The 11488-nt window shown below is 72.1% G+C and carries 11 protein-coding genes; 3 read left to right on the plus strand and 8 right to left on the minus strand.

The annotated features are described in order from the left end of the window. Nucleotides 1-12: 12 nt before the first annotated feature. The 3 genes from pfkB to ABZ478_RS13380 form a co-directional block, all read right to left on the minus strand. The gene (pfkB, locus tag ABZ478_RS13370; protein WP_359548406.1) at nt 13-960 is read right to left on the minus strand and encodes a 1-phosphofructokinase; all 948 of its coding nucleotides are present in this window, start codon (nt 958-960) and stop codon (nt 13-15) included. After that, nucleotides 957-1718 (minus strand): DeoR/GlpR family DNA-binding transcription regulator, encoded by a 762-nt coding sequence (locus tag ABZ478_RS13375; RefSeq protein ID WP_359548409.1) that lies wholly within the window; start codon nt 1716-1718, stop codon nt 957-959. Before ABZ478_RS13375 ends, pfkB begins: the two co-directional genes overlap by 4 nt. Nucleotides 1719-1927: 209 nt before the next feature. After that, nucleotides 1928-3451: an MFS transporter gene (locus tag ABZ478_RS13380; RefSeq protein WP_359548412.1), complete on the minus strand. Its 1524-nt coding sequence runs from the start codon at nt 3449-3451 to the stop codon at nt 1928-1930. Between the two features lie 62 nt (nt 3452-3513). Between ABZ478_RS13380 and ABZ478_RS13385 the strand changes: the two genes are divergently transcribed. Beyond that, nucleotides 3514-4488: a YafY family protein gene (locus ABZ478_RS13385; protein WP_359548414.1), complete on the plus strand. Its 975-nt coding sequence runs from the start codon at nt 3514-3516 to the stop codon at nt 4486-4488. 99 nt (nt 4489-4587) lie between these two features. On the opposite strand, the gene ABZ478_RS13390 is transcribed toward ABZ478_RS13385, so the two are convergent. Further along, nucleotides 4588-5286: a TetR family transcriptional regulator gene (locus ABZ478_RS13390; RefSeq protein ID WP_359548969.1), complete on the minus strand. Its 699-nt coding sequence runs from the start codon at nt 5284-5286 to the stop codon at nt 4588-4590. Between the two features lie 473 nt (nt 5287-5759). Beyond that, complete coding sequence (locus ABZ478_RS13395; RefSeq protein WP_358928627.1) at nt 5760-6758, minus strand: sigma-70 family RNA polymerase sigma factor; 999 nt, start codon at nt 6756-6758, stop codon at nt 5760-5762. A 207-nt stretch (nt 6759-6965) separates the two neighbouring features. Between ABZ478_RS13395 and ABZ478_RS13400 the strand changes: the two genes are divergently transcribed. Next, complete coding sequence (locus ABZ478_RS13400) at nt 6966-7502, plus strand: N-acetyltransferase family protein (RefSeq protein WP_359548416.1); 537 nt, start codon at nt 6966-6968, stop codon at nt 7500-7502. A gap of 19 nt (nt 7503-7521) precedes the next feature. On the opposite strand, the gene ABZ478_RS13405 is transcribed toward ABZ478_RS13400, so the two are convergent. Next, complete coding sequence (locus tag ABZ478_RS13405) at nt 7522-8334, minus strand: class III extradiol ring-cleavage dioxygenase (RefSeq protein ID WP_359548418.1); 813 nt, start codon at nt 8332-8334, stop codon at nt 7522-7524. A 137-nt stretch (nt 8335-8471) separates the two neighbouring features. Between ABZ478_RS13405 and ABZ478_RS13410 the strand changes: the two genes are divergently transcribed. Beyond that, a complete protein-coding gene (locus ABZ478_RS13410; RefSeq protein WP_359548420.1) occupies nt 8472-8981 on the plus strand; it encodes a MarR family transcriptional regulator in 510 nt (169 codons plus the stop codon). Nucleotides 8982-9021: 40 nt separating this feature from the next. Here the strand turns inward: ABZ478_RS13410 and ABZ478_RS13415 are convergent, their stop codons facing one another. Further along, nucleotides 9022-10560, minus strand: coding sequence for an MFS transporter (locus tag ABZ478_RS13415; RefSeq protein WP_359548422.1), 1539 nt, complete (start codon nt 10558-10560; stop codon nt 9022-9024). Between the two features lie 247 nt (nt 10561-10807). Beyond that, the gene (locus ABZ478_RS13420) at nt 10808-11452 is read right to left on the minus strand and encodes a TetR/AcrR family transcriptional regulator (RefSeq protein ID WP_359548423.1); all 645 of its coding nucleotides are present in this window, start codon (nt 11450-11452) and stop codon (nt 10808-10810) included. Nucleotides 11453-11488 lie beyond the last annotated feature (36 nt).

The raw sequence follows: 11488 nt of genomic DNA on the forward strand, positions 1-11488 counted from the left end.
GGGTACCGGACGTCATGACACCGGCTCCCTGAGTTCGCGGTCGACGGGGATGTCGGCCGTGACGGTGACCGCCGCGGGGTCCAGATCGGCGGGTCCCGGCATCGCGCTGCCCGGGAGCCGCACGGCGGCGGCGCCGTGGGCGACGGCGGAGGCCAGGGCCCGGGGGCCGCTGCCGCCGGCGATCAGGAAACCGGCGAGAGAGGAGTCACCGGCTCCCACGTTGCTGCGGACGGTGCCCACCGGCGCGCTGCCGAACCAGGCACCGGTGCCGTCCACCAGTAGCTGCCCGTCGGCGCCCAGGCTCGCGAGTACGGCGCCCGCGCCCATCCCGCGCAGTTCCTCGGCGGCCTTCAGGGCGTCGCCGACGGTCGCCAGGGGGCGTGCGACGGCTTCCGCGAGCTCCTCGGCGTTGGGCTTCACCACGTCGGGCCGGGCGCGCAGCGCCTCCTGCAGCGCACGCCCCGAGGTGTCCAGTGCGATGCGGGCGCCCCCGGCGTGCGCCCGGCTGACGACATCCGCGTACCAGGAGGGCGCGAGCCCCCGCGGCAGGCTGCCGCAGCACGCGATCCAGTCGGCGTCGCGGGACTGCTCGCGGACGGTGTCCAGGAGCAGTTCCTGCTCGGCGGGCGACAGGTCCGGGCCCGGTGCGTTGATCTTCGTCAGCACCCCGTCCGCCTCCGCCAGCGCGATGTTGGAACGGGTGGCCCCTGCGACCGGGACCGGCGCGACCTCGATGCCCTGGGCGTCGAGCAGCTCGGCGACCAGCGCGCCCGGCGCACCGCCCAGGGGCAGGACGGCGACCGTGCGCCGTCCGGCGGCCGCCACGGCGCGCGAGACGTTCACACCCTTGCCGCCGGGGTCCATGCGCTCACCGGTGGCGCGGATGACCTCGCCGCGCTCCAGGGAGGGGACCTCGTAGGTGCGGTCGAGGGACGGGTTGGGGGTGACGGTGAGGATCATGCGCGCACTACTTCCGTACCGCCGCGCTCGATGACGGCGGCGTCTTCTCGGCTCAGCCCGTTGTCGGTGATCAGCAGGTCCACGTCGCTCAGGCCGCCGAAGCGGGCGAAGTGCTCCTGGCCGTGCTTGGCGGAGTCGGCGAGGAGGACCACGCGGCGCGCGGCGGCGACGGCCGCGCGCTTGACGGCGGCCTCGGCGAGGTCGGGGGTGGTCAGGCCGTGCTCGGCGGAGAAGCCGTTGGCGGCGACGAACAGGACGTCCGCGCGGATCTCGCCGTACGCGCGCAGCGCCCAGGCGTCCACGGCGGCCCGCGTACGGTGCCGTACCCGCCCGCCGATCAGGTGGAGCTGGATGCCGGGGTGGTCGGCAAGGCGGGCGGCGATGGGCAGGCTGTGCGTGACGACGGTGAGGGCGGACTCCAGCGGGATCGCCGCGGCCAGCCGTGCCACCGTCGTGCCGGCGTCGAGGATCAGCGTGCCCCCGGCGGGCAGCTCGGCGAGGGCCGCCTTGGCGATGCGGTCCTTCTCGTCGGCGGCGGTCGACTCGCGCTCGGTCAGGTCCGGCTCGAAGTCGAGGCGGCCGACGGGGATGGCTCCGCCGTGCACCCGGCGGACCAGGCCGGCCCGGTCGAGGGCCTTCAGGTCGCGGCGGATCGTCTCCGCCGTCACCTGGAACTCCTCGGCCAGCGACAGCACGTCCACCCGGCCGCCGTCGCGGGCGAGGCGGAGGATCTCCTGCTGTCGCTCCGGTGCGTACATGCCCGTTTACCTCCACCTCATGCCCGAACGTGTGGTTTCACTGCGAGGCTACGCCCGGAATTCCGGAAAGTAAACAAGTTCGGGCGTCAAGTGGGCACGAACGGACTTCCGGTTCCGTCCGGCCGCGGACGGAGGGCGGGCCGAGGGGCCGGGCACGGCAAAGGGCCCGGCACCTGCTCGGTGCCGGGCCCTCCCCTCGCCGCCCCCGCTCAGGCCACCAGCTCGGGCTCCTTCTCCGCCGCCGGGGCGTCGGCGCCGGCCCCCTCCACATGCTGCGCCGGACGCTTCGGCAGGGCGGACATCAGCAGGAAGATCGCACCCAGGATCCCGGCGACCCACCACAGGGCGTGCTCGAAGCCGTTCACGAAGGCGGGGCCCACCTGGGCGGGGGTGAGCCGGTCGCCGATCACCCCGAAGAAGACGACCGAGACCAGGCCGAGGCCGAGCGCGTTGCCCATCTGCTGCACGGTGTTGATCAGACCGGAGGCCGACCCGGCGTGCTCACGCGGCACCTCCGAGAGCACCGCGTCGGTCAGCGGGGCGACGATCAGGCCCATGCCCGCGCCCATCACGACCAGCGGCAGCGCCATCTGCCAGGAGGCGATGGAGAGGCCGTAGCGGTGCGACTCCCAGATGTAGAGGAGCACGCCCGCCGCCATGACCAGCGCGCCCGCCCGCAGCACCTTCCGGCCGAACCGCGGGACCAGCTTCTGCACCGACATCCCCGCCGCCGTGGACACCGCGAGCGAGAACGGCACCCCGGTCAGGCCCGCCCGCAGCGGGCTCCAGCCCAGGCCCCTCTGCATGTACAGCGTCCAGACCAGGAAGAAGATGCCGAGCGCGACACCGAAGACGGTCTGCACGGCGATGCCGGCGGCGAAGCTCTTCACCCGGAACAGGGACAGCTCGATCAGCGGCGAGCCGTCGCGGGCCGCCTTGCGCCGCTCGTAGGCCACCAGCGCCGCGAAGACACCGAGCGCGCCGGCCATGCACACGTAGCCCCACAGCGGCCAGCCCAGCTCACGGCCGCGGGTCAGCGGGTAGAGCAGCATCAGCAGGCCGAGCGTCACCAGGGAGACACCGACGAGGTCCAGCTTCAGCGCCTTCGGCGCCCGGGACTCGGTGATGAAGCGACGGCCCAGGAAGAGGGCGACGACGCCGACCGGCAGGTTGATCAGGAAGATCGGCCGCCACTGGAGTCCGAACAGGTTCCACTCGGTCAGCAGGGCGCCGAGCAGCGGGCCGGAGACCGCGCCGAGACCGACGATCGCGCCGAACAGGCCGAAGACCTTGCCGCGCTCATGGGCGGGGAAGGTGGCGTGCACGATCGACAGGACCTGCGGCACCATCAGGGCCGCCATGCCGCCCTGGAGGATGCGCGAGGCGACCAGCATCTCCGGGCCGGCGGCGAAGCCGCACAGGGCGGAGGCCAGGGTGAAGCCGCCGATGCCGAGCAGGAACAGCCGCCGGCGGCCGTGGATGTCACCGAGCCGGCCGCCGGTGATCAGGCCCGCCGCGAAGGCCAGCGCGTAGCCCGCCGTTATCCACTGGATCTGGCCGAGCGAGGCGCCCGCGTCCTCCTGGATCGAGGGGATCGCGATGTTGACGATCGTGACGTCGACGAGGTCCATGAAGGCCGCCGTCATCACGATCGCGAGCGCGAACCAGCGGCGGCGGTCGGCCGGTGGGGCCGTGTCCTGCCGGGCACCGAGGGTGTGTTCCGTGGAGGTCATGCGCCCAGGCTAGAACCGCAATAGGTCAGATCATGTCCTAGATCTGCGGCATCCTGATCAGCATGACGACGGACACCCCGGCCCGGCTCCTCCAGCTCCTGTCCCTCCTGCAGACACCGCGCGAGTGGCCGGGCGGCGAACTGTCCGAACGGCTCGGCGTCTCCCGCCGCACCGTGCGGCGCGACATCGACCGGCTGCGGGAGCTGGGCTATCCGGTCCAGGCCACCAAGGGCTCCGACGGCGGGTACCGGCTGGTCGCGGGTAAGGCCATGCCCCCGCTGGTGCTGGACGACGAGGAGGCGGTGGCGATCGCGGTCGGGCTGCGCGCCGGGGCCGGGCACGCGGTGGAGGGGGTGGACGAGGCCTCGGTGCGGGCGCTGGCGAAGCTGGAGCAGGTGCTGCCGGCCCGGCTGCGCCACCGGGTGGCCACGCTGCAGGCCGCGACGACGCCGCTGACCAGCGGGGACGGGGCGAGCATCGCACCCGAGACGCTGACCGTGATGGCGTCGACGGTGGCGGGGCGGGAACGGCTGCGGTTCGCCTACCGGGACAAGGAGGGCGGTGAGTCGCGGCGGCTGACGGAGCCGCACCGGCTGGTCTCGACGGGCCGGCGGTGGTACCTCGTCGCGTACGACCTGGGGCGCGAGGACTGGCGGACGTTCCGGGTGGACCGGGTGCGGGAGCCCTTCGCGACCGGAGTGCGGTTCGCTCCGCGGGAGTTGCCGGAGGGGGATGCGGCGGAGTATCTGCGGCGGTCGATCCGGCGGCGGGGGCAGGACACGTACGCGTTCGAGGTGCGGTTCGCCGGGGCGGTGGAGGAGGTGGCCCCGCGGGTGCCGGAGTGGATCGGGGTGCCGGAGGCGGATGGCGGCGGGGGGTGCGTGCTGCGGGGCACGAGCGGGGAGCCGGTGGAGTGGCTGGCTGTGCGGCTGGCGATGGTGGGGGGCGAGTTCGCGGTTCGGGGACCGGATGAACTTGCCTCGTGCGTACGGGAGTTGGGTGGCCGGTTGAGTCGGGCGGGGGCGGGGGGAGAGTAGGGGGCCTTGGGGCGGGGGGCGTTGCGCTGCCCGCGGTTGCGGGGTCCCGCGGTTGCGGGGTGCCCGCGCTTACGGACGGGATCGTCGGCCGCGGAACCGTCAGGAATCGGAGGGCGAATGGGGCGCCGGCCAGGCGTAGTTCTCCAGGGCAGTCAGGTTCTGGAGGGCCAGGGTCGCGGGGCCGTCCGGGCCGGTGGGCGGGGAGGTGGTGGTGGCCCAGGACTCGACGGCCACGCGGATCGCCGCCCCGGCCACCGCCGCCGTGAGACGGAGGTGCGGCGGGATCGCCGGCGACCGGGCGACGTCGCCCTCGGCGGAATCCGCATGATCCGCGCGATCCGCGGAATCGTCCGCACCCGCGGGACCGTCCGGATCCACCGGACCGTCCGGATCCACGGGCGACAGCCGTTCCGCCAGGGTTGCCGCGAGCGCGCCCTCGGACGTCCGGCACACCTCCGCCCACACCTTCCCGAGGGCGGGGCTCGCGTCGGCCAGGCGGATCAGGGTGCGCACCCATTCCCAGGAGGCCGCCGAGACGCCCACGCCGGGGCTGAGAGTGTGCTCGACCGCGTGCCGGAGGGCCTCCGGTACGGAGAGTCCGGGCGGCGCTTCGCGGACCGCCTGGATGCAGAGTTCCGCGCCCGCCGCGTACAGCGGCGCCACCGCCTCTTCCTTGGAGGCGAAGTAGCGGTAGAAGGTGCGCGGGGCGATCCCCGCCGCCTGGGCGATGTCCTCCGCGCGTGTGGCGCGCAGGCCCCGGCGCACGAAGAGCGCGGCCGCCGCGCGGGCGATCTCCATGCGCGTCTCGGCCTTGCGGCGTTCGGTCAGGGACATCGGGGCGGTGGCGGAAACAGGCTGGTGGGCGGTGTTGCCGGTGGTGCGGGGGGTGCTCACCTCGGCAGGCTATGCCGGTGTGGCAGAATCTGCCATTCGAGCGGGCCACCCCGGGGTTCAGGTACGGGGTGGCCCGCCGTTCCAGCATGAGGCCGGACCCCGGCGCCTGGGGGGGTAGGCGCCGGGGCCCGGCTCGGGAACGTTCCGACGCGGGGGGGGGTGGCGTCGGAACGTGGCTCACTCGGCGAGTACCTGGTCAGTGCTCGCCGTGCGACCTGTGGGGTGGGTGCTACGGCTGGGAGTGCGGCCCCGTGGTGCAAGTCCAACTCCTGGGCCCGCAATGGTTTTTCCCTCGGGCCCGGGAGTTGAAGCGACGGTACCGCGCCATGTTTGCGCCGTCTTTCGCCACCGGATGTGCGCGGTCGCACGCCGGCCGGTCAGGCCGCCGCGTCGAACCCTGTGCCACGGGCGAGCTTCTTCAGTTCGAGCAGCGCGTGCTTCTCGATCTGCCGGATGCGTTCGCGGGTCAGGCCGTGCTCCTTGCCGACCTCGGTCAGCGTGCGCTCGCGGCCGTCCTCGATGCCGTACCGCATCTTGATGATGGAGGCCGTGCGCTGGTCCAGACGGCCGATCAGGTCGTCCAGTTCCTCGCTGCGCAGGAGCGTGAGGACCGACTGCTCGGGGGAGACCGCCGAGGTGTCCTCCAGCAGGTCGCCGAACTGGGTCTCGCCCTCGTCGTCCACCGGCATGTTCAGGGAGACCGGGTCACGGGACCAGTCGAGCACGTCGGTCACACGCTCCGGCGTCGAGCCCAGCTCGGCGGCGATCTCCGCGGGCTCCGGCTCGCGCCCGTGCTCGCGGTTGAACTCGCGCTGGACACGGCGGATACGGCCCAGCTCCTCCACCAGGTGGACGGGGAGCCGGATCGTGCGGGACTGGTCGGCTATCGAGCGGGTGATGGCTTGGCGGATCCACCAGGTGGCGTACGTCGAGAACTTGAAGCCCTTGCGGTAGTCGAACTTCTCGACGGCGCGCACCAGACCGGCGTTGCCCTCCTGGATCAGGTCCAGCAGCGGCAGGCCGCTGCGCGGGTAGCGCCGGGCCACCGCCACGACCAGGCGGAGGTTGGAGCGGATGAAGACGTCCTTGGCCCGCTCACCGGCGTCGACCAGGGCCTGCAGCTCCTCGGAGGTGGCGTCCGACTTCGACTCCTCCTCGCCGTCGAGGACCTGCCGCGCGAACACACCCGCCTCGATGGTCTGGGACAGCTCGACCTCCTTGGCGGCGTCGAGCAGCGGCGTACGCGCGATCTCGTCGAGATACATGCCGACCAGGTCGCGATCGGCGATCTCGCCGGCGTGGGCGCGAACACTGCCTGCCGAGTCGGCCGTCTCGCCAGTGGCGGACTTACGACGGGCGACGGCACGGGTTGCCATGCGTGCTCCCTTGCGATGGTGGGCTGGCGGGTGGTCCTTCGAACGCTCGGCATCGAACGGGTTCGTCTCGCGGATCTGACTCCTTGGGACTCTCCTCGAGTGCCCTGCATCCGTGGGAAACAACGACTGGAATCCGGACAGAATTCCCAACCCGACCCTCGATTTTTCTGATCATGCAGTACCCTGTCGGCCACACGGGGAGGCGCAATGCCGTCGACACACACAGAGGTGCAGGTCAGGCCGGGGGTCGAGGGGGATCTCGATGCCCTCACGGAGATCTACAACCACTATGTGCGTGAGACGGCGATCACATTCGACACGGCCATCTTCAGCGCGGAAGAACGCCGCCCTTGGCTGCTCTCCCACCCGGAAGACGGCCCGTACCGCCTGATGGTTGCCACGGCGGCGGACTCACAGCGGATTCTGGGGTACGCCACATCCAGCCCTTACCGCGCGAAGCCCGCCTACTCCACCTCCGTGGAGACCACCGTGTACGTCGCCCCGGGCGCCGGCCGCCGCGGCGTCGGCGGCCTGCTCTACGGCGCCCTCTTCGAGGCGCTGGCCGGTGAGGACCTGCACCGCGCCTACGCGGGCATCGCGCAGCCGAACGAGGCCTCGCGGCGGCTGCACGCCCGTTTCGGCTTCCGGCACGTCGGCACCTACCGGGAGGTGGGCCGCAAGTTCGGCCGCTACTGGGACGTGGCCTGGTACGAGAAGGACCTCGGGCGGGCCCCCCTCGGATAGGCGCCCCTCGCCCCCGCGCTCACCCGAACTGCAGCGACCGCTTCGCCAGTCCCATCCAGAACCCGTCGATCACCGACTTCTGCGCGTCGAGTTCGCCGCCCGCCTCGGCCGCGCCCATGGTCACGAAGAGCGGGGCGAAGTGCTCGGTGCGCGGGTGGGCGTAGCGCCCGGCCGGGGCCTTCTTGAGGAAGTCCAGCAGGATGTCCCAGTCGCGGGCCTCCAGGGCCCGGCGGCCCCAGTCGTCGAACTCGGCGGACCAGGTCGGCACGCCGGTCCCGGTGTGCCGCAGGGCGGCGAGGTTGTGGGTGAAGAAGCCGGAGCCGACGATCAGCACGCCCTCGTCGCGCAGCGGGGCGAGCCTGCGGCCGATGTCCATCAGCCGGACCGGGTCGAGGGTCGGCATGGAGATCTGCAGGACGGGGATGTCGGCGTCCGGGAACATCTCGACGAGCGGCACGTAGGCGCCGTGGTCGAGGCCGCGGTCGGGCATGTCCTGGACCGGGATGCCGGGGGCGCGCAGCAGCTTGCGGACGGATTCGGCCAGCTCGGGCGCGCCGGGGGCGGCGTACCGGACCCGGTAGTAGTGCTCGGGGAAGCCCCAGAAGTCGTAGACGAGGGGGACGGTCTCGACGGCGCCGAGGGCGAGCGGGGCCTCCTCCCAGTGGGCGGAGACCATGAGGATCGCCCTGGGGCGCGGCAGCCCGGCCGACCAGGCGGCGAGCTGGCCCGGCCAGACGGGGTCGTCGGCGAGCGGCGGGGCGCCGTGGCTGAGATAGAGGGCGGGCATGCGCTCCCGCCCGGCAGTGGACGTCTCCTGCGGTGCGGCGGACATGACGGCGACTCCTGGTACTCGGTCCCTGCGAGACGCACCCTTCAAGGCGCTGAAGGTGCTTTAAGTCTCAAGCTTTCCCCTACAGCGTACGCCCGACTTGTTCAAGTTTCAAGGAGATGCCTCGTACAGTGGGACACATGAACACGGCAACCGACTCCGCCGGCCGGCACCGCTGGCTCACCGACGAGGAGCAGCGCGTCTGGCGCGCCTATCTGCACGCCACCACCCTGCTCGAGGACCACCTCGACCGGCAGCTCCAGCGTGACGCGGGCATGCCGCACATCTACTACGGCCTCCTCGTCGGCCTCGCCGAGGCACCCCGCCGCCGGCTGCGGATGACCGAGCTGGCGATGAAGTCGAAGATCACGCGCTCCCGGCTGTCCCACGCCATCGCCCGGCTGGAGAAGAACGGCTGGGTCCGCCGCGAGGACTGCCCCTCCGACAAGCGAGGTCAGTTCGCGGTGCTCACCGACGAGGGCGCCGAGGTGCTGGGCCGCACCGCGCCGGGCCATGTGGCCGCCGTACGCCAGGCGCTGTTCGAGCGGCTGACCCCGGAGCAGCAGAAGGCCCTCGGCGAGATCATGGAGATCGTCGCCGAGGGCCTCCAGCCCAACGAAGCGGGTGCGGACCTTCCCTGGCTCCGCTAGATCACCGTGCGGGGCGCCCGGTGGGTCACCGTACGGCCGGTCAGTGGGCCACCACCGGCACCGGCACCTCGTCCTCGACGCCCTCGCCGGAGGCGACCGGGGTGGAGCCCGGGCGGCCGGCGTTGACGAAGGTGAAGGCGATCAGCGCGGCGAGGGCCAGGATGCCGACGGCGAAGCCGATCGCCGTGCTGTAGCCGTGCACCATGCCCTGCAGGCCCACGAGCTGCTGCTGCGGCTTGGTGGCCGCACCGGCGATGTGGTCCTTGATGTACGAGGTCTTCGCGGACGCGGCGATGGTGTTCAGCAGAGCGGTGCCGATCGCGCCGCCCACCTGCTGCGAGGTGTTGACCATCGCGGAGGCGACACCGGCGTCCCGGGGCTCGACGCCCGAGGTGGCCAGGGACATGGCCGGCATGAACGCCGTACCCATGCCGAGGCCGAGCAGCACCATCGCGGGCAGCAGCAGCGTCGCGTACGACGAACCGATCTCCATCTGCGTCAGCAGCAGCATGCCGAACCCGGCGACCAGGAAGCCGGGGCCCATCAGCAGCCGGGCCGGGACACGGGTCATCAGCCGGGTGCCGATCTGGGTGGACCCGGTGATCATGCCCGCCACCATCGGCAGGAACGCGAAACCGGTCTTGACCGGCGAGTAGCCCTTCACGACCTGCAGGTAGTAGGTCAGGAAGAGGAACAGGCCGAACATGCCGATGATCGCGAGACCGAGGGAGAGGTAGATGCCACCGCGGTTGCGGTCGGTGACCACGCGCAGCGGCAGCAGCGGGGCCTTGACCCGCGACTCGACCAGCACGAAGGCGCCGAGCAGCACCGCGGACGCGACGAACATCGCGACGGTCACGGTGTCGCCCCAGCCGTCGGACTCGGCGCGGGTGAAGCCGTAGACGAGCGCGAACAGGCCGAGGCTGGAAAGGATCACGCCGGGGATGTCGAGCGGGGAACGGTTGCGGCCGCCCTCCGGCTCACGGATGACGAACCAGGCGCCGAGCGCGGCGACGACAGCGAACGGGACGTTCACGAAGAAGGTCCAGCGCCAGTCCAGGTACTCGGTGAGGAAGCCGCCGAGGATGAGGCCGACGGCGCCGCCGCCACCGGCGATCGCACCGTAGATGCCGAACGCCTTGGCGCGCTCCTTGGCGTCGGTGAACATCACGGCGAGCAGGGACAGCGCGGCCGGGGCGAGCAGCGCGCCGAAGACACCCTGCAGCGCGCGGGCGCCGAACATCATCGTGCCGGTGGTGGCGGCGCCGCCGAGCGCGGAGGCGGCGGCGAAGCCGCCCAGGCCCAGCACGAAGGCGCGCTTGCGGCCCCACAGGTCGGCGACACGGCCGCCGAAGAGCAGCAGACCGCCGAAGGCGAGGGCGTAGGCGGTGACGACCCACTGCCGGTTGCCGTCGGATATGCCGAGGTCGGTCTGGGCGGAGGGCAGCGCGATGTTCACGATGGTGGCGTCGAGGACGACCATCAGCTGGGCGAGCGCGATGAAGACGAGCGCTTTCCAGCGGTTGGCGTCACCGCTCGGTGCGGTGGCGCCGGGAGCCTTGAGGGCTGTTTCGGACATGGAGGTACCCACTTCGGGACTTCGTGACGGAAAAAGACGTAGGTATCTGGCGGCGCGTCGGCGGCGACGGCCGGAAGCTGGGTTTCCGGCGCGGTGCGGCCGGCGGCGCCAGGCGCTCTGGGTGGTGTAAGTGCTCTGAGTGCTCTGGGTGGTGTAAGTGCTCTGAGTGCTGTGGATCAGGACCGGCGCACGGCCCCGAACTGATCGGTCGAACTGCTCGGTCGAACTGCTCGTTCGGGCTGATCGGTCAGGCTTTGCGGAGGTCCTCCATGGTCACGGCCGTACCCGGCAGGACGGAGCGGCCCGGAGCCCGCAGACCGTCCAGGAACAGCTGAAGATGACGGTGTGCGAAGCGGTCGACGCTGCAGCAGTCCGTGCCGGCCGGCGGCCGGCTGAGCTGGGCGACGGCGACCATCAGGTCACCGACACCCACGTCGGTGCGGAGCAGCCCGGCCCCCTTGGCCCGGTCCATGAGGTCCTCCACGATGCGCTCGACGCGCTCCCGGGCGGCCTCCAGATCGGGGTGGTGCTGGTCGAACGTGCTGGTGACCATCGGGCACAGGGCGCTGATCCGCTCGTCCGCGGCGGCGTGCACGAAGCGCTCCAGCGCCTCGAACGCGTCGCCGCCCTCGGACAGCGCCTGTTCGGCCACCCGTACGGTCCGGTCGAGGACCGAGCAGACGACCTCGCGGACGAGGGCGTCGCGGTCCGGGAAGTTGCGGTACACCGTGGCATTGCCGACACCGGCCCGGCGGGCGATCTCGTCCAACGGCACGTCCGGGCCGTGCTCGACGAACATCTCCCGGGCGGCGGTGACGATCCGCTCCCGGTTGCGCAGGGCGTCGGCGCGGGGCCGGGACACCTTGCGCGGCGCGGGGAGGGAGGTCTGCACGGCGTACTCCTGGTCTGGGTGGTTCTGGCGATCCGG

The sequence above is a fragment of the Streptomyces sp. NPDC005706 genome (assembly GCF_040631045.1).
Classification (GTDB): Bacteria; Actinomycetota; Actinomycetes; order Streptomycetales; family Streptomycetaceae; genus Streptomyces.